Here is a 21,476-nt window from a genome sequence, read left to right on the forward strand (position 1 = left end):
GACAAAAGGAGTGCAATCAGCTTTTGTCTTTTATAGTCTGAAAATATATTAGATTAAACGGTAGTATTTGTAGGTTGCATTGCCACTATAAACAGCATAACTATTTTGTTTAAAATCTGAAACCCAGTCAGATCCTGTGTAGCCAGCAATGTGACCATACTCATGCGATCGCGTACGACCGATAATATAAATGTCACCTTTACGTGGGCTATCAAATGCAGGGGAAATTTGTCTATAGCCAATTTTTTCTAATGTATGCCCCCAATCTGCCGCAGCAACTGGATGGCTTGTAACATTAGCACCAGCAGACTCTAAGGCTAAGCGCACATGTTTAGCACATTTCTCTGTGCTTTTACGGCGAGCACTGGCTGCAAGCGTATGCGTAAATTTATTTACATTAATATGGTTGTGACTAGGTTTATTTGCTTGTGCACGTGCGTTAAATGTATGGTGATGTGCTTTTTTCTTTGACGTCTTGGCTACATGCTTTGCAGTAACAGCTTTATGTGTCTTAGATTGAGCAGATTTATGCTGCTTATGCTTGTGTGGACCACTATTTTTACTAGCAGATGAGTGAGCATGAGCAACAATATGTGTATGAGCGCTATGGTGGGCGTGGTCTTGGTGATGCGTATGGTGGATCATTGCAAAAACATTCTCGGTAACACATGAATACTGAGTAAGCTTTTTATACTCAGCGACGTTAAGGTTTCCGCAATACTATAACATTGACAAATGACAATCTATCTTAAATTGACCAAAAGAGAAAAAATGACGTTACAAAATGTTAAGACTTAAGAAATATGAAAAATGTATGACATATTAAGATAGGGTTTTTATTAAAAGTATATTAATAACAGTATCTTACATTTTTTATTAAAAATTAAATATAAATAAATAATATAAAAGAAATTAAGTCAATATTATTTGGCATCTATTTTGCTTTGTATTTGGCATCGAGAACCTCTTGAATTCTAATGAAAATGAGAGGGATATAAAAGAAGGTGAGCAAAATGAAAAAAAATAATATGAAGTATCGCTATTCTATTTTTATGCTGTTATTTGCTCTCATTCTTATTAATTATATTGATCGTGGTGCATTACCATTTGCGATTAATGATATTGCTAAAGAATATACTTTATCTAAGGTACAAATAGGTGCTGTACTTGGTTATTTTGGTTTTGGTTACTTAATTGGTGCACTGTTGGGCGGTGGGTTGGCTGATCGGTTTGGTACAAAAAAAGTATGGTTATGTTTTGGTTTAGCATGGTCTGTTATTGAAATATTTACTGCTTGGGCAGGGAATATAGGTGTTTTCTTTTTTGGCTCATCTTTAATGGGCTTTGCAATGTTTAGAATATTATTTGGGATTGCTGAAGGGCCTGCATATCCATTACTAAATAAATCTATTGCCAATTGGGCACCTAAAAATGAGCGAAGTTTTTCATTAAGTTTAGGACTGCTGAGTACACAAGTTGCTGGATTGCTGACAGCACCCATTGCAGTTTTTTTATTGATGACAACACATAGTTGGAGAACGATGTTTGTGCTGTTAGGCATGGTTTCTTTTATGTTTATGGTGATTTTTTATTTTGTATTTGAAGATTCACCTGAAAAGCATTTAAAGGTTACAGAAAATGAGTTGGCTGAAATCCAAAAAGATAGAGAAGAACAGACAGAAAAACTGCCGTGGTGGACATTTTTTCAGAATCGAACATTGGTACTCAACGCCTGTGGCTATTTTGCATTTTTATATGTCACATTTACCATTATGTCTTGGGGGCCAAAATATTTACAAGATACCTTCCATTATAATTTGAATGCACTGTGGTATATGGCCATGATTCCATGGATTGGTTCGACAGTTACGGTAGTGCTAGGGGGCTATATTAGTGATTACCTATATAAAAAATATAATTTAAAAGTTGCGCGAAATACCTTTGCTGTGGTCATGCTTGCTTTAACAGCATTTTGCTTTGCAATGGTACCTCTTATGCATACCGCAAGCACAATCATTATTTTTATTGCACTAGGAAATGCATGCAATGCAATGATTAATAATGTGTATTACTCAGTTGTTATGGATGTTTCTCCTCACCAAAATATTGGTGTGTTCTCAGGTGTGACACTGGCGATTGCAAATGGGTCAGCCATTCTTTCTCCTTTACTTTCGGGCTGGCTTGCACAATATTATTCTTACCATGCCATTTTCTATGCAACAGCTTGTGTTGCAGCAGTAAGTATGTGCTGTATGGTCATGCTACAGCCGCATAAAAAGATTCAAGTGGATTTACCACAAAAGCATACAATTCCTGCTACGCATTAGTAGTTAGGTATTTTATTCATTTCTACGTTGGAGTATAACCGTGAAGCACTTACAAGATGCAATTTCAATTGCTGAGCAGTTTCAGAACAAAACATTTACCCCTGTGCAAGCTTTAGAAAACGCATTTGAGAAAATTCAGCATACAGAAAGTGTATATATCCAACTTTGTGAAACGCGTGCTTATAGAGAAGCAAAAGCCGCTCAGGCAAGATGGGAAGCGGGTCAACCCCTCTCAATTTTTGATGGGGTACCCATTTCGTGGAAAGACTTATTTGATATTCAAGGCTATAAAACAACAGCAGGCTCTCCAGTTTTAAATGACAGTAAGATAAAGACAACTGATGCGAGTATGGTTGCAACATTAACCCAAAAAGGGATGGTAAATATTGGTAAAACTAATTTATCTGAGTTTGCATATTCAGGCTTGGGGTTAAACCCTTTTTTTGGTCATCCTAAAAATATATATGACAGTACATGTGTTTCAGGTGGTTCTTCTTCAGGTGCTGCCATTTCTGTAGGCCGAGGCACAGTACCATTAGCAATGGGGTCAGATACAGCAGGTTCCATTCGTATACCTGCTGCTTTTAATGGCTTAGTGGGGTATAGAAGTAGTTATACACGTTATGCAAAGGAAGGTGTATTTGAGCTTGCAAAAACTTTAGATACTTTAGGACCTTTAGCACTGAGTGTACGTGACTGTAAGGCATTAGATAACTTATTACTTGGAAAGAATATTTTAGAAATTCCTCAAATACAGACAAAGCCACAGCAAATGAGTTTTGTTGTAGATGAGCGTGTTTTCTTACATCCAAAAACCTCTGAAGATGTAAAAAAGAATTTTTCTCAAAGTGTAGAAAAACTAAAAGAACAAGGTTGCTTGGTGGAGTATCGACCAATTGATGCGTTTCAGCAAAGTTTAGATTTAGTAGATGAGGGGTTGTGGCTTGGAGCGGCAGAAGCCTTTACATTACATGAAGATTTACTCAACTCTTCTGCTGCAGAAAAAATGGATCAATATATTCGCTCGAGATTAGAAACAGCGCGTCATTTCCCTGCATCGAAGCAAATTAAGTTATATTTCTTAAAGCAAAAATTACAGCAACAGCTTCGTATTGAATTGAATGGTTCTTTATTGCTGACACCCACAGTAATGCATACAGCGCCTGAACTTGCACCATTGCTTGAAAGTGAGGAGACATTTTTTGATTGGAATAAGCGTAGTTTGCGTTTAACCATGCCGGGAAGTTTTTTAGATACGCCTGCGATTACTGTACCTAATGGTTTTTGTAAACGAGGGTTGCCAACGGGACTACTTATTTCTTCATATTCAGGAGATGATGAAACAGTTTTTCGAGCAGCACATTTTTTTGAAGGGTTATAACGTTTAATTAAAAAAGAGACCAAATTTTAGCATTTGGTCTCTTTTTTATTAGGCTTCTATTGCTTGTACAGCAATTTTTTTCGCAGGATCTACTTTTCTACGTACTTGCGGTACAGGTTCACCATAGTATTGGCGGTCTGCAAAGTAACTTGAGCGCACCATAGGTGCAGACCAAATATTTCTAAACCCAAGTTTACGACCATGTTCTGCATAACGCTCAAACTCTTCAGGCGTTACAAAGCGTTCAAGTGCAGCATGTTCTTTTGAGGGTTGTAGGTACTGACCAATTGTCACATAGTCCACACCGTGTGCATGTAAATCATCCAATAAAGAAATGACTTCTTCCTCGGTTTCTCCAATACCCACCATCAGCCCACATTTTGTTGGAATATCTGGACGCATTTCTTTAAAGCGCTGTAGTAACGTTAAAGAGTGTTGGTAGTCTGAACCTGGACGCATGGCTTTATAGAGTCGAGGTACAGTTTCAATATTATGGTTGAATACATCGGGTGGGCATGCTGCCATAATATCCAGCGCAACATCCATACGACCTCTGAAATCAGGTACTAAAATTTCAAGTAGTGTCGTTGGGCTAAGGGCACGTGCTTCTTTAATACAGTCGACAAAGTGTTGTGCGCCGCCGTCGAGTAGATCATCGCGGTCTACAGAGGTAATCACAGCATATTTTAGGTGCAGATTGGCAATGGTTTCCGCCATATGGCGTGGCTCATCTGCATCTAATGCATTTGGTCGTCCATGTGCAACATCACAAAATGGACAGCGACGTGTACAAATATCACCCATAATCATGAAGGTTGCTGTACCACCACCAAAACATTCAGGTAGGTTAGGACATGCTGCCTCTTCACAAACGGTATGTAGTTTTTGTGCGCGTAAAGTCGTTTTTATACGCTGAACTTCTTCAGGTGCTGTCATTTTTACCCGAATCCAATCGGGTTTACGTGGCACTTCAACCGTAGGAATCACTTTTACAGGAATTCTAGCGACTTTATCTGCGCCGCGAAGTTTTACCCCCTGTTCTGGCTTACGGTTTTTCGTCATTTTCAACATTTCCACTGTTTGACAATTTTAAATGGCTCTTTGCTATACAGTAGCATTATAACGAAAAATGTGCCATTGAGGAGAGTAATGGAGATTTGTTAAAGAAATTATAACTTGCTGAAAATAACGCAAAGTAGCATCTCAAAGAAGCTGAATTAGGCTAAAATAAATGAAAACAATGGAAGGAGTGGTATATGTCACGTAAGAAAGAAGTGATTAGAGGGAATTTTAGTAAGTATGATGCCATTGTCTTAGGTTCAGGCCCTGCGGGTGAAGGGGCTGCTATGAAACTAACCAAGTCGGGTAAACGTGTAGCAATTGTAGATATGCGTGGTCAACTTGGTGGAAATTGTACCCATGTTGGCACAATTCCAAGTAAAGCATTACGTCAGACTGTTTCAAGCATTATGCGTTATCAGCGTGATCCATTGTTTCAAAAAGTAGGTGAATGGAAAAAGTTCACCATGAAACAGGTGTTAAGTCATGCACATCGTGTTATTCAAAAACAAGTTGCAACACATAGCCGTTTTTATGACCGTAATAATATTGATGTGTTTTATGGTCGTGCTTATATTCAAGATAAAAATACTGTGGTTGTATTTACACCAGATGGTGTAAAAGAAACTATTTTGTTTACTGAGCTTGTGATAGCGACAGGAAGTCGTCCATATCATCCACAAGGTTTAGATTTTAATCATCCACGTGTATTTGATTCAGATAAAATCTTAGATTTAGATTACACCATTAAAAAAATTATTATTTATGGTGCAGGTGTGATTGGTTGTGAATATGCTTCTATCTTCATTGGTCTAAATCATAAAGTAGATTTGATTAATACACAGCCAAAATTACTGAGCTATTTAGATGCAGAAATTTCAGATGCATTGTCTTATCACTTGCGTGAACAAGGGGTACTCATTCGCCATAATGAGCAAATTGATCATTTAGAAACATCTGATGATTATGTGGTTTTGTATTTACAAAGTGGTAAGAAAATTAAAGCGGATGCCATTTTGTGGTGTAACGGTCGTTCAGGAAATACAGATGGTTTAGGACTCGAAAATATTGGTTTAACGCCCAATAACCGTGGTCAGCTTTCTGTCAATGAACTGTATCAAACATCAGTGGAAAACATTTATGCTGCGGGGGATGTGGTTGGATGGCCATCTCTTGCATCTGCTGCTTATGACCAAGGGCGCTGTGCAGGGTCAAATATGAGCGGTGAAGAAAATGTTAAACCTGTTACGGACATTCCAACAGGTATTTATACGATTCCTGAAATCTCATGTTTTGGTAAGACAGAGCAAGATTTAACAGAAGAAAAAGTACCATATGAGGTTGGACAGTCATCTTTTCGCCATTTGGCACGTGCACAAATTACAGGTGATACAGTTGGTGAGTTAAAAATATTATTTCATCGTGATACGTTGGAAATTTTGGGTATTCACTGTTTTGGCAATAATGCATCTGAAATTATTCATATTGGGCAGGCCATTATGCAAAGCCAAAATAATTCACTGAAGTATTTTGTTGAAACAACATTTAACTATCCAACAATGGCAGAAGCATATCGTGTGGCTGCACTCAATGGATTAAATCGGTTATTTTAGTTTAAAAGGGTAGTGTCGACTATGTGTCGGCATTCCCCATTTTTACAGACGATGATTTACATTTTGCTTAAAAATTATGATAACAATTGTTGCTACTCTGTTTTAATATGAAACATGTGCTCGATACAGAATAAAAATTGAGCTACTTTATAACCATAACGATTTTAAATTCCATTGTTCTATACAAGAGGATGCTATGACAACAAAGAGTAAAACATTAGGTCGCGTTTATACACGTAATAACCTTGATGAAAAAATTAAAGAATCTACATTAAAAATTTTAAATCAAATTTTATCTAATTTGATTGATTTATCTTTAATTACAAAGCAAGCACACTGGAACATGCGTGGCAGTAATTTTATTGCTGTACATGAAATGTTAGATACATTTAGAACATCAATTATTACCCATCTAGATAATGTTGCTGAGCGAGCAGTACAAATTGGTGGTACGGCTTTAGGTACAACACAGGTTGTAGGTAAAGATTCGCAATTAAAAGCATATCCAACAGATGTGTATGATGTACAAGACCACTTAGTACAACTTGCAGATCGTTATGCTGTGGTTGCAAACCACCTTCGTTCTACTATTGAAGAGATTGAAGATCCAATTTCTGAAGATATTATTCATGCTGCATTAGAAGATTTAGATCAGCATTTATGGTTTATTGAAGCAAATATCGAAAAAGCAAAGTAATTTGTATGATAGAGGCCAACTCTTTTTAGGGTTGGCTTTTACATTTTTAGTATACTTAAAGTGCGATAAAAATCATAAGAAATATAAAACTATTACGAAGTATTCACATTTATATAGATCGCTTCAGGCAAACTAAATATTATTCAATATGTATTTGGTTGGACTGCCTATGAAACATTTTTGGATTTCCTTATTGTGCACTTTATCTGTTGCTGGTTGTATTGTTATGCCAATGCATGCAGGTGCAATGCCTGTACAGATTTATAGTGATTTTCCTCATTTGGTAAATTCAACTTTGGATAACGGGTTTTTTGATGATGATGGCTTAGAACATCAGCCACCATCGCATGAAATTCATCAAATGATGACAGGTATGAAGCTATTTAAAGAGCGTGAAAGACATGAAGATGATGAATAGTTATTTGCTAGGTTTTTTGGTATAGACCTGCATGTACTGTTCCTGCTTTTGTTTCTTTAATTTTTTGCCATGAATGGGGCAATTGAATTTGCGCAAGTGGAACATCTGCTTCAATATAAATGAAGGCATTTGGATTGAGTAAAGGGTCAATCATTACAGATAGATCAGCCCATAAGTTTAAGCTATAAGGTGGATCTAGAAAAACAACATCAAATGTCTTTTTCAAGTTTGGCAGTACATCTTCAGCCGTTTTAAGGTGGAGGTCGCATCTATCTCGAATATTTAGCGTTTGAATATTTTCTCGTAGAAATTGAGCTTGCTGTTTATTGGGTTCGATGAGCGTGACATGCGAAGCACCTCGTGAGAGTGCCTCAAAAGCAAGCGCACCAGAACCTGTGCATGTATCTAAAACAGAGGTGTTTTGAATATCCCACATCAGCCAGTTGAAAAGAGTTTCTCTGACTCGATCAGGTGTTGGGCGTAAACCCTCAACAGAAGCAAAAGGCAGTTGTCTGCGCTTCCATTCGCCACCAATAATACGTAACTGATTCTTCATATATCTATCTATTCGCTAATATCTGTATCTGGAACATCGCCTGTTGCACGATCGGATGTCACAGCAGGTGTTGAAGCAGGCTTTATAAGGTGGGCAACAGGACTAGTTGTTGCGATTGCATTTGGGTCAGCCTCTAACATTTTACCAATACTTGGTAGTTGTCCCGGCTTTAAGCCCGCCGTCATTAAGCCACCATTGACCTGCTGGGCAGTTGGTTTAATTGGGTTGGTCTTACGTTGCACCATCCAATAGTCAAATATTGGTTTAGCAATATGTGCGGCAGCACCACCATGACGACCATTTTCCCAAATAACAGCAAGTGCAATTTCAGGGTTTTCCGCAGGTGCAAAGCCTACAAATAAACCATGGTCATATTCTCTTTGTGTTAGCAATGCTTCATTATATTTTTTACCTTGAGCAATACTTTTAACCTGTGCTGTTCCTGTTTTTCCTGCAATTTGATATGCATTGGTTCGAATACTTCGACCTGTACCATGGTTAATTACATCTACCATGGCATCACGCATTTTCAACCAATCGTCTTGTGTACCATTAAATTTTACATTGCCATCAGTGTCATTATGGATAGGATGAGCAAGCGCACCTTTTACAGATGAAAGTACGTGAGGGGTAATGTGTCTACCTTGGTTGGACAAAATTGCAATTGCCATTGCAAGTTGTACCGGTGTTGCTGTAAATGCACCCTGACCAATACTCACCGAAATGGTTTCACCACGGAGCCATTTGGACTTATAGTTTTTCATTTTCCATTCAGGGTTTGGGTAAATGCCTGCACTTTCACTAGGTAAATCAAGCCCTGTTTTTGATCCAAAACCAAACTGGCGCATCCATTCATTCATATGCTCAATACCCATTTGGTTTGAGAGTATATAAAAGTAAGTGTCACAGGATTCTTGAATAGCTTTGTTCATATTTACGATACCGTGACCTGCTTTTTTCCAGTCACGGAATTTGTGTGGGTCGCCCGGGAGCTGGAAATAACCTGGATCGTGGATGGCTGTTGACCAGTCAACCACACCATAGTTAATACCCCCCAAACCTTCTACAGGTTTAATGGTAGAACCGGGAGGGTATGTCCCTTGTACTGCACGGTTATATAAAGGCTGATCTAAGTTGTCACGGAGTGCGGCATAGTCTTTGCCGCTAATGCCTGTAACAAACAAATTAGGGTTGAAACTTGGGCTAGATACAAGGGCTAATATTTCCCCCGTTTTTGGATTAATTGCAACAACAGCACCACGTCTTCCTGCCAATTGTTCAGAAGCAACAACTTGTAGACCGTAGTCTATAGAAAGGTAGAGGTCATCACCTTGAGCAGGTTCTTTGCGTCCTAAATGCCTTAAAATATTGCCATGTGCATCAGCTTCAACAGCTTCATTTCCAGGTATGCCGTGAAGTAAGTTCTCGTAATACCTTTCAACTCCACTTTTACCAATCAGGTTTGTGCCCGCATAGGCATCTTTATTTATACTTTTGAGCTCACGGTCGTTAATTCGTCCAACATAACCAATAATATGTGCAAATAGCTCGCCATAAGGGTAGTAGCGAGTCATCTGCGTTTCGATTTGTACGCCGGGGAACTGATATTTTGCTTCACTAAAGCGTGCAATTTCAGCTTCATTAATATTGAGTTTTAAAGCAACACGTTCAGTCTTTTTTGCTGTTTTTATACGCGCATCAAATTTATCTATATCATCTTCTGATAAGTCTAAAACAGGTTTTAAACGTTGTACTGTATCATCAATATCATCTACATCAGCTTTACTGAGCGTTGCAGTGAAAACAGGGTAGTTGTCTGCAAGTAAAATGCCATTACGGTCATAAATATAACCACGCGTTGGGGCAATAGGCTGTAGGCGAATGCGGTTACTGTCTGATGCAGCCGAAAAATCCTTATAGTGTACTACTTGAAGATAGAAATATCGGGCAATTAGAACTGAGAAGCATAAAAGTACCAAGCCAACAGCAATGAATATACGGTTGCGATAAATACGTCTTTCTTGTTGTACGTTTTTTAAAGGAAAATGTTGCTTCATATAGACGATATCAGCAGAGGGTAAGGTGAAAAGCGTACTATTTTAACCTAAGCGACGTATGAATAAAGACTGTATTGAGTTTATTATGTAAATATTTCTTGAATTGTAATGTTTTTTAAAATGTAGTGGTGTTGTTTGCAACTATGCAGAATCTACATAGTTGCATCTGTTATATAATTAAAAAACGCCTTGTGCAATCATTGCATCCGCAACTTTTACAAAGCCTGCAATATTTGCACCATCAACGTAATTGACGAATCCATTTTCTTTTGTACCGTATTTTACACAGTTATTATGAATATCGCGCATTATGTCTTGTAAACGAGAATCGACCTCGTCGCGTGACCATGAAAGTCGAATTGCGTTTTGTGACATTTCAAAGCCTGATGTTGCTACACCACCTGCATTAGATGCCTTCCCTGGCGCATATAAAACTTGAGCTTGAATAAACAGTTCTACTGCTTCAAGCGTACATGGCATATTTGCACCCTCTGCAATACAAATGACACCATTTTTAATGAGTATTTTCGCGTCGTTACCTGTTAATTCGTTTTGAGTGGCACAAGGTAGGGCAATATCTACAGGAATATGCCATGGTGTTTGTTTTTCAAAATACTCAAAATGATGCTTTTGGGCAAAGTCTGCAATACGTCCACGAGTTTCATTCTTAATTTTCATGACTTCTGCGAGTAGTTCTGAGGTAAAGCCTTCTTTAATGTAAACTGTACCATTAGAGTCAGAAAGTGTAACGACCTTTGCACCAAGTGAAATTGCTTTTTCAGCAGCAAACTGTGCAACATTGCCTGAACCTGAAATAGAAACTATTTTATCTTTAAACGACTGATGTTTTGTTTTGAGCATTTCTTCTGCAAAGTAGACAGCACCATAGCCTGTTGCTTCGGGACGAATGAGGCTGCCGCCAAATGAAATGCCTTTACCTGTAAATACTGAGGCAGTGTCATTACTTAACTTTTTCATCATGCCTGCCATATAGCCAACTTCACGTCCACCAACGCCAATGTCTCCAGCAGGGATATCTGTATTTGGCCCTAAGTGGCGGTACAGCTCGACAATAAGTGCCTGACAAAAACGCATAACTTCATTATCTGACTTTCCTTTTGGGTTAAAGTCAGAACCACCTTTACCACCACCCATAGGTAGTGTTGTTAGAGAGTTTTTGAAGATTTGCTCAAAGCCTAAAAACTTTAAAATAGAGAGGTTTACAGATGGATGGAATCGCATTCCTCCTTTAAAAGGACCTAAAGCTGAGTTGTACTGTACTCTAAATGCGCGATTTACTTGAGTTTCACCTTGGTCATCTACCCAAGCGACACGGAATTGAATAACTCGCTCAGGCTCTACCAAACGATCTAAAAGACCATGTTTGGTATATTGGGGGTTCTTCTCAATAAAAGGCCATAAACTTGTCATAACTTCTTCAACAGCCTGTAGAAACTCAGGTTGATGCGGATTATTTTTCTCTACTGTCGTTAGAAATTCTTGAAGGCTATTATATTTCAAAGTGTTCATCCTTATTCTAAATTATGGCTAAAATGTATTTTGCTCACGAGGAAAAATGAGTAAAGATATATCAACAATGTAACGCAGTTATTGGCTGTATGAAAAGAACATCAAGGTCTTAAAAGAAGTCTTAGTCTATTTTTTGAGTATTTTATCTTCTGCAAAGGTAAGTGATTTTATAGATATAAGCGCTTTGAAGGTATTAACTTATTTGATTCTATCGGTTTAAAAGTCATCCTATATTACAAATCCATACTTTTTGTATATCTTTTAGTTTTTATCTTTGCGATTCAGTGCTTTTAGCATGTTAATATACCAATACGCATAAAAATAATTTTTTAGGCTTTCGATTTCTTGCTTGTATGTCGCTTTTAGATTGGTTTCTAGGTAGTGCTAACGGTATAAAATTTATTACATTTCAGGTGAATAACTAGAGAGTGTTTCATGTTTGAGTATTTTAGTCATTTGTGGCAACTATTTTTGCTCTGCCCAGATCATTTGGCGGTGCTAAGTATTATCCCTGTGACTGCTTTTGTAACATGGGCACATGTTTGGATGGCACTGCGTATGGTGTTTTATCCAATTCATTTTTTTGGTTTTCATATTGGGCGTTTGCCTATAGGCTGGCAAGGTATTGTGCCACGTAAGGCTGGACGAATTTCAGGCATTATTACAGACAATACATTAAAAAAAATTGGCTCTTTAAGTGAGTTTTTAGATGCAATGGATCCTGATGAGATGGCCAATATTATTGGTAATCAGGTAGATGCACAGCTTGAACATCTTATAGATGAAGTGATGCATGAGCGAAATGTTGTATTATGGGAAAACTTACCTTATTCAATTAAACGCCGTATTTATGAGCATGCACATAAACAGTTGCCGACTGTATTACATGATTTGGTGATTGATTTAACATCGCATGTCGAATCGCTTGTAGATATGCGAGATATGGTCGTGCATCAGATGGAAAATGACCGCCGCTTAATGGTGACCATGTTTTTAAAAGTGGGGTCAAAAGAAATAAACTTTATTTGGCATATTAGTGCACTGATAGGATGTTGTTTTGGTCTGATTCAAATGTTGGTTTGGTTTGTTGTACCTTGGCACTGGACAGTCCCATTTTGGGCAGCAGTTTGGGGCTTATTAACAAATTGGATTGCAATTTGGATGGTTTTTAATCCAGTTTATCCGCATTATGTTCGCTATCCACAATTTTTTAGACGTACGACAAATCGTAAATTTCCATGGCTTGTGCCTGTTGTACCAAGAATAGGTACTTATAACATTCAAGGTGCATTTATGAAGCGCCAAGAAGAAGTTTCAGATGTGTTTGCAAAAGTGGTAACAGAAGAGCTGATTACTTTAAAAACCATTATGATGGAAATGATGTATGGTGATAAAAAAGAAAAAACTCGTCAAATTGTAAAAAAACATATCAATCCTATTATGGATACACCGTTAGTTCGTACAACTTTACAGCTATCATTAGGGCCAAAAGAGTATGCAAAGTTAAAAACAGACTTGATTGACCGCTCAATAGAAATTACGATGGTGCCTGTTTGTGATCCTGCATTTAATGCAAGTCGCGCACGTAAGATATTTAAAATGTTTCGAGATCGTATTCGTGATCTTACACCACACGAGTTTCAAAATTTATTACGTCCAGCATTTAAAGAAGATGAATGGATTTTAATCGTGTTGGGGGGAGTAACTGGTTTTATTGCCGGTACAATACATCTTTTTGTTGCTTTTTTATAAGACGAAATCATCTATTTTTAATTTTTATAAAGTATGTTGATTTGGTCAAATTTTTGTTAAATGAGGATTTATTAGATGCGCATTATCTTACTCGGACCACCTGGAGCAGGTAAAGGTACACAAGCTCAGTTGATCTGTAAGCGCTATGATATCCCACAAATTTCAACCGGTGATATGCTCCGTGCTGCAATTCGTGAAGGAACTGAACTTGGCCTAAAGGCAAAAAGCGTAATGGAATCTGGCGGCTTAGTTTCAGATGAACTTATTTTAGGCTTAGTTAAAGAACGTATCGCACAACCTGACTGTGTAAATGGTTGTATTTTTGATGGTTTCCCTCGTACGATTCCACAAGCTGAAGCATTAGAAAGCGAAGGCATTGAAATTGACCACGTTATCGAAATTGCTGTTCCTGACGAAGAAATTGTAAAACGTTTGTCTGGTCGTCGTCAGCATCCTGCTTCTGGTCGCGTATATCATGTTGTATACAATCCACCAAAAGTGGAAGGTAAAGATGATGTGACAGGTGAAGACTTAGTACAGCGTCAAGATGACCAAGAAGAAACGATTCGTAAGCGTTTAACTGCGTATCATGCAGAAACTGCACAACTTGTTGGTTTTTATCAAGCGCGTGCAACTGCAACAGAAAAAGCAGCGACTTATAATAAACTTGATGGTTTACGTCCAATCGAGCAAGTTCAACAAGAACTATTTACCATCTTGGATAAATAAATTTTATTTTGAAAAGTTGAAGAAAGACCTAGCTATTCTAGGTCTTTTTCTATTAGGAAATCATTATGAAATTTGCGTTAATTGCTTTAGTTGTTTTTAGCTTAGTTTTATTAATTGGGCTATTGTGGCAGAGTAAAAAAATGCTGAGTGAGGTTGTAAAAGAAAATAAGTCACGACCTAAGCAACCTCGACCACGGCAGTTACACCCAAAACTACAAAATAAACAATGAGTTTATTTTAATGCGCCAAATTCAAAGCGATCAGGCCAGTTACAAACATCAGAAACCACACATTCACTGCATTTTGGTTTTCGTGCAACACAGCAGTATCGTCCATGTAAAATAAGCCAGTGATGAGCATCTACCATAAATTCTTTTGGGATGACTTTCATGAGTCGTTTTTCGACTTCAAGTACATTTTTGCCAACAGCAAGTCCTGTACGATTCCCCAAACGAAAAATATGTGTATCAACTGCCATAGTAGGCTGACCAAATGCTGTATTTAAAACAACATTCGCTGTTTTTCTACCTACGCCGGGAAGTGCTTCAAGTGCAACACGTGTATTTGGAACTTCACTTTGATGCTGATCAATAAGAATTTTACAAGTTTTAATGACATTTTCTGCTTTTGAGTTATATAAACCAATGGTTTTTATATAAACTTTTAATCCTTCTACACCTAAGGCATAAATACTTTCAGGTGTATTGGCAATAGGGTAAAGTTTGTCTGTGGCTTTATTTACACTGACATCGGTTGCTTGTGCAGAAAGCATTACTGCAATGAGCAATTCAAAAGGTGAAGAATAGTTTAATTCGGTTTGAGGATGCGGTCGTTGTGCTTGTAAACGTGTAAAGAATATTTCAATTTGTTTACGAGTCATATTTTTTGTAGTCATGCATTCGCACCTTGTAGTTCGGTCAGTTCAGCTTCAAGCACTTGTAATTGAGCACGTTTTTTCTCATCTTCTCGTACACTCAATTGTTTTTCTAACTTTTTAATTTGTGTGCGTAAACGGGCAAGCTGAATGGTTGTTTTTGCACTTGTTTCAGTTTTTAGTGGTTGATTTTCAGTATACACTTCTACTTTAGGTACATTTTGTACATGATTAGAAAACTCTGCAAAGAGAGCAGTATCTATTTCTGCACGCACTATTGGACCTCGTCTAGCAGTGTTTCTTTTCTCTTCTCGTATAATATGAGAGTAATAACGTGTACGCAGGTCTTCTTGTAGTACCACTTGCTCCTTGGGTTGTGGAATGGGGCTAGTATCTTCAATAAGGTCGATACAGTCGACAGGGCAAGGTGGAATACATAACTCACAGCCTGTACAAAGGTCTGTAAAAATAGTGTGCATCAGTTTTCCACTGCCTACAATGGCATCTACAGGGCAAGCACTGATACATTTGGTGCAACCTATGCACTCTTCCTCACGAATAATAGCTTTCATTCGTTGTGGACGACCATCACTTTGAGTTGGCCAAATACTTTCTTCTGCTTGTAGCTTAGGGCGACTGAGTAATGTTGCAAGTTGATCTGCAACAGGTTGTCCGCCGGGAATACATTTATTTGCAGCTTCACCTTCAGAAATCGCTTTGGCATAAGGTAGACAGCCATCACGATGGCCACATAAACCGCATTGCGTTTGAGGGAGTAGTGCATCAATTTGCTGGATGAGAGGGAAGTTTAAACTCATGTGGCTTGTCAATGTATGTGCAAAACAGGGGATTGTGCAGAAAAATAGCACTCAGGACAAGTCATTCTAACAGATATGTATGATAAAAAGCCGATGACTGTGCATCGGCTTTTTATATTTATATTCCGCGAAATTATTTTTCTACAAATGCACGCTCAATAACGTAGTCACCCATTTCACCCATACGAGGTGATTCTTTTAAACCGTGTTCATCAAGTAAAGCTGCAACATCTTTTAAGAACGCTGGGCTACCGCAAAGCATTGCGCGGTCAGTTTCACGGTTAAAACGAGGTAAACCAATTTTTTCAAAAAGTTGACCACTTTCAATGGCTGTTGTAACACGACCTTGAGTATGGAAATCTTCACGCGTAACTGTTGGGTAGTAAACCAGTTTCTCTTGAATACCTAGCTCTTGGAAAAACTCATGGTTTGGTAGTTCATTGAGAATAAGGTCTTGGTATGCAAGTTCACTTACATAGCGCGTACCATGAACAACAATGACTTTTTCAAAGCGTTCATACGTTTCAGGGTCACGAATAATTGATAAGAATGGTGCTAAGCCTGTACCTGATGATAAAAGGTATAGGTTTTTACCTGGCAATAAATCGTCGTGAACAAGTGTACCTGTTGGTTTTTTTGAAATAAGAATTTCATCGCCAACTTGTACTTTTTGTAAGATTGAAGTTAGTGGACCGTCTGCAACCTTAATTGAGAAAAATTCAAGTTCTTCTTCATAATTTGCACTTGCAATAGAGTAGGCACGCATTAATGGTTTGCCATTGACTTGTAAGCCAATCATGACGAACTGACCATTCTTATAGCGCAAACTTTGGTCACGTGTTGTTTTAAAGCTAAATAATGTGTCATTCCAATGGTGAACGTGGGTAATACGTTCAACGTTAAAAGCAGCCATTTAAAGGTCCAATTATGAATATTAAAAACACTTTCTATTTTAATCTAAAATTAATCCCGATAAACTGAATATATTTAATTGTCTTTATAAGAAAAAGTGATGAAAGTTTTTGATCCGATTCAATTCCCCGTCATTGGGGTAATGCATTCACCTTTTCGTGAAAAATTTGGTATACCACGTCAGCCTAATTTAGTTGATGTGGAAAGTTATATTGAATTTCATTCACCTTATAATGATCTTTCAGCTTTTGAAGGTATAGAAGAGTTTAGTCATTTGTGGTTACTCTGGAATTTTCATGAAAATAAACAGGCAAGTTCTTCTAAATTTAGACCTCAAGTGAGACCACCTCGTTTAGGGGGGAATGAAAAGAAAGGGATATTTGCAACAAGAAGCATGTATAGACCTGCTCCAATAGGAATGTCTGTTGTAAAAAGAGTGCGAGTAGAAAAGTGTAAAAATACTGTACGTTTATATGTAACAGGCAGTGACTTATTGCATGGCACACCAATTTTAGATATTAAGCCATATATTGTGTATTCAGATGCAGTTACAGAAGCTTTGAGTGGCTATGCAATGGACGAGCCGAATAAAAAAACTGTAATTTGGGAGAGTATTGCAAAACATCAGCAAGAAATACTGTTAAGAGAAAATCAACTGACACCAAAAATAATTCATTCGATTGAGCAAGTGCTTTCTTTAGATCCTCGTCCAGCATATCAAAATGATGAACAACGGATTTATGGCATGAAGTTTGATATTTTTGATGTTCGCTTTACAGTAATATGTGATTACATTCATATTGTAGAAATTATCACATAATATATTAATAGTTTGCATTTTATCTCATTTTATCTTGCCTATTTTGATAGTTTTTGGTCTTGAAAGGTGCTGTGGCAAGCCTTAATGTGCATATCAACTTCATAATATTTGAATTTTTAGTGCAGTTTGGGCACATATTTAATTTGGTTTACTTAATTTATTATTGGGATTGTTTATGTATAGTCGGTCATCATCACATCATTATTCGTATTTAATAGACTTACAATGGTGTTTAGAAAACTTAATGCAAGATGGTTTAATGAGTGAGCGAGACAAAATACTTATTCAAACCACACACCGAAAAAGAGAGCAGCTTAGCTTGCATCCGTTGCAGTGGATTGCTGAGTTTAATCTTCCCAATAAATTAAATGTAAACCAGAAACTTAATTTGGCTGTACTCGGTCAGTGGTTGGCGAGTAAAGCGGGTATAGGGTTATTTACCATTGATCCTTTAAAGTCAGATGTTGATTCTCTAACAAAGATTATGTCTGAAGAATTTGCAGTTCATAATCGTCTTTTGGCGGTAGATGTTAGTGATACTGAGGTTGTTATTGGTACAGATCAGCCATTTATGACAGATTGGCTGAAAAGCTTAGAGCACATAGTAAAGCCAAAACAGATTCGCCGTGTCTTTGTAAATCCTGACCAGTTGCAGCGATACTTGATTGAATACTATCAGGTGAGTCGAGCTGTCTTTTCTTCAGAAAAAAATAAAAAAAATGAAAATAAATCAGTTGAATCTCTACTTCAAATTGGAGATATGCAAACACAAAACCCAGATGCGAATGATCAACATATTGTAAAGCTTGTCGATTGGGTTTTGCAGTTTGCATTTGAGCAGGGTGCAAGCGATATTCATTTAGAGCCTCGAAAAGAAAAAGGCAAAGTACGTTTTCGTATAGATGGTGTCTTAACAACGATTTATCAGATGCCTGCAAATACTTTAAATGCCGTAATTGCACGTATAAAGATTTTGGGAAGAATGAATGTTGCAGAAAAAAGAAAACCGCAAGATGGTCGTTTAAAAACAAGAACACCAAGAGGTGTCGAAACTGAACTAAGACTTTCAACTTTACCTACGGCATTAGGTGAGAAGATGGTTTTACGTGTATTTGATCCAGAAGTACTTGTGAGAGACTTCAAGCAACTGGGCTTTAATGAAAAACTACTCGATGATTGGAAAACACTAACCAGCAATACACATGGAATTATTCTTGTGACAGGGCCAACAGGGTCAGGGAAAACGACCACGCTATATTCTTCTCTGAAAAAATTGGCGACTGATGATGTGAATGTTTGCACAATTGAAGACCCAATAGAAATGCAAGAAGATAGCTTCAATCAAATGCAAGTCAATGCAAATATTGATTTAGGCTTTGCAGATGGTATTCGTGCATTAATGCGTCAAGATCCTGATATTATTATGATTGGTGAGATTCGAGATAAAGATACTGCTGATATGGCGATTCAAGCTGCTTTAACAGGGCATTTGGTACTTTCGACACTACATACAAATGACGCACCTTCGAGTTTAGTACGACTGCATGATTTGGGAGTACAGCCTTTTTTAAGCTCGGCAACATTGTTAGGTGTACTTGCACAACGACTCGTAAGACGTTTGTGTCATTGTAAGAAAGAGATGGTTGTTTTTCAGCAAGAGTGGGAACAACTAACAGCAGGTTATGATTTACCCGTGCCTCATAAGCTTTATGAACCTGTTGGGTGTGAGGAGTGTAGGCATACAGGCTATAAAGGTCGTGTTGGTTTGTATGAGTTTATGCCAATGTCATTGGTACTAAAACAGCTTGTTAGTGATGGTGCTAAATTGGCTGATGTTAAAGCTCAAGCAAAAAAAGAAGGAGTAGAGCCACTACGTATTGCGGGTGCACGACAAATTTTATTGGGTACAACTTCTATAGAAGAAGTAATGCGAGTTGTGCCGTTAAACTAGATTTATAGGTGTCTGTTGTTTTAAAACAGTAATTATATATTTGATATAATTACTGTTTTTCCACGTTTTATATCCGCTACTCGTTAAAATAACCTGTTACTTTGTTAAAATTAGACGGTTATTACGAGTTAGTCTTAAGCGATATTCTTCCCCAGCATGCATAATGCGAATTTCACGACCTAAAGCAAATAAGTTATTTGAATGAAGCATTGGTAAGTTTTGGTTTGATTCTGTACTGCGAGTAAATAAGTTAAACGGTGCGTTCATTTCTATTTCTCCGTGGAGTTGGCTAATGTTTTAAATGATAATCATTATCGAATAATACTGTCAATTATAATTTGTGCTTTTTTATAAAAAACTTTGAAACAGTTACAATATGTAAAACTTATGCAGAATAGAGGAGAAAATGAATATGGCTAAAAAGGAAGTTGATGTTGCGATTGGATTATTGTTCTCGCATGGTAAGGTTTTAGTCGGTTGGAGAAATAAAGAACAGCATCAGGGCAATAAGAATGAATTTCCAGGTGGAAAAATAGAAAAAAATGAAACGGCAGTTCAGGCTTGTCGTAGGGAAGTGAAAGAAGAAGTAGGAGCTGATATTGAAAACTGGTTCTCTTGGGATGAGCTTAGATATGAATACGATGATGTGATAGTTCGCTTATTTCTATTTTATAGCTATGTACCCGATCATTTATTAGCAGTGATTCAAAACCCTTGGCAATGGTATTCACGTGATGAGCTGACATCACTTAATTTTCCGAAAGCAAATGATCCAATTATTCAAAGAATGTTATGGGCGCCATATATTAAAATTAGTTCAGAAATTTCAGATATAGAAAGACTAAATTTAAATACGATGCTGTATGCGCGGAATATTAGTGTAGAACAAATGAAGCATTTGAATAAAAAGTTTTTATCTCAGCTTATTTTAAATATAGATTTAGCACATGCTTTAACAAGAGATGAACAACGAGAACTTGGAGCTATTCATATAAAACAGCATCAGTTAAAGCAATTCACAGCAAATGATTTAAATTTAGGATGTCGATATATAGCAGCTTGCCATGATTTAGAGGGTGTTTTGTACGCAGAGAAAATTGGCTGTGAGGCTGCCTTTTTAAGCCCAATAAATACAACAAATACTCATATTAATGCGATACCACTCGGTTGGACGGCATTTAAAAGTATTGCTCAACGAAGTCATATATTAATATTTGCACTTGGTGGGGTAACACCTAAAGACCTGACAACAGTACAGGATTGTCAGGCTTATGGCGTAGCAGGTATTTCTGCGTTCTAGTTCAAATTGTTTATGGCTGTAATTGCTTTATTCATTAAATCAGCATTTTGTTGTTGCTGTGCAGATTTATAAATCACTTGCCAAAACTGTTTCTTCGTTGTTTTGTCAACGGCAAAAATCATGCCTCGTTGAGAAAGTGATTGTGCTTGGGAAAATTGTTTCTTCTGCAATGCAATTCTAGATAGCATGACGTAACTGCCAGATGCTTGTGGTGCAATACGTTGAGCAAGAGTTGCAAGATGCTCAGCTTTATCTAACTGTTGTTGTTGGTAAGCAATTTGAGATTGATTAATAAGGTTACGAAAAGCAGGTGGTTGAGCATTACTAATCGTAATTGTATTACTTACTTGTTGCGGTTGCGGTTGCGGTTTAGGTAGTGGAGCCTGTGGCTGTGGCTGTGGCTGTGGCTGTGGCTGTGGCTGTGGCTGTGGCTGTGGCTGTGGCTGTGGAATAGGCATAGATTCATGCTTAATCTCGCCAGGATTATATGGCGTGACAGTTACGCCATTATTTGTTTGTTGTACCTGAGGAGGCGTCATTGGCTCATTTACAATTTTAGGGGCTACAGTAGAGCGGGTTGGTTGCTGTGAGTGATGAATACTTGGCAACTGACTACAGCCCACCACTCCGAGTAGCATAAGGCTACTCGTCAGAAATTTAATTTTCATAATTATTCTCCAAA

The 21,476-nt window shown here is 37.6% G+C and carries 21 protein-coding genes; 11 read left to right on the forward strand and 10 right to left on the reverse strand.

Features of this window, described 5'->3' with window-relative positions:
* Positions 1–48: 48 nt before the first annotated feature.
* Complete coding sequence (locus tag P256_RS11205; protein WP_023273797.1) at positions 49–645, reverse strand: peptidoglycan amidohydrolase family protein; 597 nt, start codon at positions 643–645, stop codon at positions 49–51.
* A gap of 368 nt (positions 646–1,013) precedes the next feature.
* Between P256_RS11205 and P256_RS11210 the strand changes: the two genes are divergently transcribed.
* Positions 1,014–2,327, forward strand: coding sequence for an MFS transporter (locus tag P256_RS11210; RefSeq protein WP_023273798.1), 1,314 nt, complete (start codon positions 1,014–1,016; stop codon positions 2,325–2,327).
* Between the two features lie 40 nt (positions 2,328–2,367).
* Entirely contained in the window at positions 2,368–3,708 is a 1,341-nt protein-coding gene (locus P256_RS11215) for an amidase family protein (RefSeq protein ID WP_023273799.1), read from the forward strand.
* 48 nt (positions 3,709–3,756) lie between these two features.
* On the opposite strand, the gene lipA is transcribed toward P256_RS11215, so the two are convergent.
* Positions 3,757–4,770 (reverse strand): lipoyl synthase, encoded by a 1,014-nt coding sequence (lipA, locus tag P256_RS11220; RefSeq protein ID WP_023273800.1) that lies wholly within the window; start codon positions 4,768–4,770, stop codon positions 3,757–3,759.
* Positions 4,771–4,964: 194 nt separating this feature from the next.
* Between lipA and sthA the strand changes: the two genes are divergently transcribed.
* The 3 genes from sthA to P256_RS11235 all read left to right on the forward strand — a co-directional run bounded on the left by sthA (position 4,965) and on the right by P256_RS11235 (position 7,495).
* Positions 4,965–6,380 carry a Si-specific NAD(P)(+) transhydrogenase gene (gene sthA, locus P256_RS11225; RefSeq protein ID WP_023273801.1) on the forward strand — a complete coding sequence of 472 codons (1,416 nt, stop codon included), beginning with the start codon at positions 4,965–4,967 and terminating at the stop codon, positions 6,378–6,380.
* 196 nt (positions 6,381–6,576) lie between these two features.
* Positions 6,577–7,077 carry a DNA starvation/stationary phase protection protein Dps gene (gene dps, locus P256_RS11230; protein WP_023273802.1) on the forward strand — a complete coding sequence of 167 codons (501 nt, stop codon included), beginning with the start codon at positions 6,577–6,579 and terminating at the stop codon, positions 7,075–7,077.
* A 169-nt stretch (positions 7,078–7,246) separates the two neighbouring features.
* Positions 7,247–7,495, forward strand: a complete 249-nt coding sequence (locus P256_RS11235) for a hypothetical protein (protein WP_023273803.1) — start codon at positions 7,247–7,249, stop codon at positions 7,493–7,495.
* 7 nt (positions 7,496–7,502) lie between these two features.
* On the opposite strand, the gene rsmD is transcribed toward P256_RS11235, so the two are convergent.
* From rsmD to gdhA, 3 genes are all read right to left on the reverse strand, one after another.
* A complete protein-coding gene (gene rsmD, locus P256_RS11240) occupies positions 7,503–8,051 on the reverse strand; it encodes a 16S rRNA (guanine(966)-N(2))-methyltransferase RsmD (protein WP_023273804.1) in 549 nt (182 codons plus the stop codon).
* 8 nt (positions 8,052–8,059) lie between these two features.
* Positions 8,060–10,108 carry a penicillin-binding protein 2 gene (mrdA, locus tag P256_RS11245; RefSeq protein WP_023273805.1) on the reverse strand — a complete coding sequence of 683 codons (2,049 nt, stop codon included), beginning with the start codon at positions 10,106–10,108 and terminating at the stop codon, positions 8,060–8,062.
* A 177-nt stretch (positions 10,109–10,285) separates the two neighbouring features.
* Positions 10,286–11,629, reverse strand: a complete 1,344-nt coding sequence (gene gdhA, locus P256_RS11250; protein WP_040332224.1) for an NADP-specific glutamate dehydrogenase — start codon at positions 11,627–11,629, stop codon at positions 10,286–10,288.
* A gap of 444 nt (positions 11,630–12,073) precedes the next feature.
* Between gdhA and P256_RS11255 the strand changes: the two genes are divergently transcribed.
* The 3 genes from P256_RS11255 to P256_RS13315 all read left to right on the forward strand — a co-directional run bounded on the left by P256_RS11255 (position 12,074) and on the right by P256_RS13315 (position 14,349).
* Positions 12,074–13,390: a DUF445 domain-containing protein gene (locus P256_RS11255; RefSeq protein ID WP_023273807.1), complete on the forward strand. Its 1,317-nt coding sequence runs from the start codon at positions 12,074–12,076 to the stop codon at positions 13,388–13,390.
* A gap of 75 nt (positions 13,391–13,465) precedes the next feature.
* The gene (gene adk / locus P256_RS11260; RefSeq protein ID WP_023273808.1) at positions 13,466–14,119 is read left to right on the forward strand and encodes an adenylate kinase; all 654 of its coding nucleotides are present in this window, start codon (positions 13,466–13,468) and stop codon (positions 14,117–14,119) included.
* 65 nt (positions 14,120–14,184) lie between these two features.
* Positions 14,185–14,349, forward strand: a complete 165-nt coding sequence (locus P256_RS13315; protein WP_023273809.1) for a hypothetical protein — start codon at positions 14,185–14,187, stop codon at positions 14,347–14,349.
* A 2-nt stretch (positions 14,350–14,351) separates the two neighbouring features.
* Here P256_RS13315 and nth read toward each other — a convergent pair whose 3' ends face one another.
* The 3 genes from nth to P256_RS11275 form a co-directional block, all read right to left on the reverse strand.
* Positions 14,352–15,014 (reverse strand): endonuclease III, encoded by a 663-nt coding sequence (nth, locus tag P256_RS11265; RefSeq protein WP_023273810.1) that lies wholly within the window; start codon positions 15,012–15,014, stop codon positions 14,352–14,354.
* Positions 15,011–15,811, reverse strand: a complete 801-nt coding sequence (locus tag P256_RS11270; protein ID WP_023273811.1) for an RnfABCDGE type electron transport complex subunit B — start codon at positions 15,809–15,811, stop codon at positions 15,011–15,013. The genes nth and P256_RS11270 overlap by 4 nt, the downstream gene beginning before the upstream one ends.
* A gap of 133 nt (positions 15,812–15,944) precedes the next feature.
* Complete coding sequence (locus P256_RS11275) at positions 15,945–16,724, reverse strand: ferredoxin--NADP reductase (protein WP_023273812.1); 780 nt, start codon at positions 16,722–16,724, stop codon at positions 15,945–15,947.
* A 99-nt stretch (positions 16,725–16,823) separates the two neighbouring features.
* On the opposite strand from P256_RS11275, the gene tsaA reads away from it, so the two are divergent.
* Positions 16,824–17,543, forward strand: coding sequence for a tRNA (N6-threonylcarbamoyladenosine(37)-N6)-methyltransferase TrmO (gene tsaA / locus P256_RS11280; protein ID WP_023273813.1), 720 nt, complete (start codon positions 16,824–16,826; stop codon positions 17,541–17,543).
* Positions 17,544–17,718: 175 nt separating this feature from the next.
* Positions 17,719–19,494, forward strand: coding sequence for a type IV pilus assembly ATPase TfpB (locus P256_RS11285; protein WP_023273814.1), 1,776 nt, complete (start codon positions 17,719–17,721; stop codon positions 19,492–19,494).
* A 96-nt stretch (positions 19,495–19,590) separates the two neighbouring features.
* Here the strand turns inward: P256_RS11285 and hemP are convergent, their stop codons facing one another.
* The gene (hemP, locus tag P256_RS11290) at positions 19,591–19,761 is read right to left on the reverse strand and encodes a hemin uptake protein HemP (protein ID WP_023273815.1); all 171 of its coding nucleotides are present in this window, start codon (positions 19,759–19,761) and stop codon (positions 19,591–19,593) included.
* 145 nt (positions 19,762–19,906) lie between these two features.
* Here hemP and P256_RS11295 point away from each other — a divergent pair, with 145 nt between their 5' ends.
* Positions 19,907–20,794, forward strand: a complete 888-nt coding sequence (locus P256_RS11295) for a thiamine phosphate synthase (protein WP_023273816.1) — start codon at positions 19,907–19,909, stop codon at positions 20,792–20,794.
* Here P256_RS11295 and P256_RS13320 read toward each other — a convergent pair.
* Entirely contained in the window at positions 20,791–21,462 is a 672-nt protein-coding gene (locus P256_RS13320) for a hypothetical protein (protein ID WP_023273817.1), read from the reverse strand. The genes P256_RS11295 and P256_RS13320 overlap by 4 nt on opposite strands.
* Positions 21,463–21,476: the final 14 nt, after the last annotated feature.

This window comes from Acinetobacter nectaris CIP 110549 (genome assembly GCF_000488215.1).
Classification (GTDB): Bacteria; Pseudomonadota; Gammaproteobacteria; order Pseudomonadales; family Moraxellaceae; genus Acinetobacter; species Acinetobacter nectaris.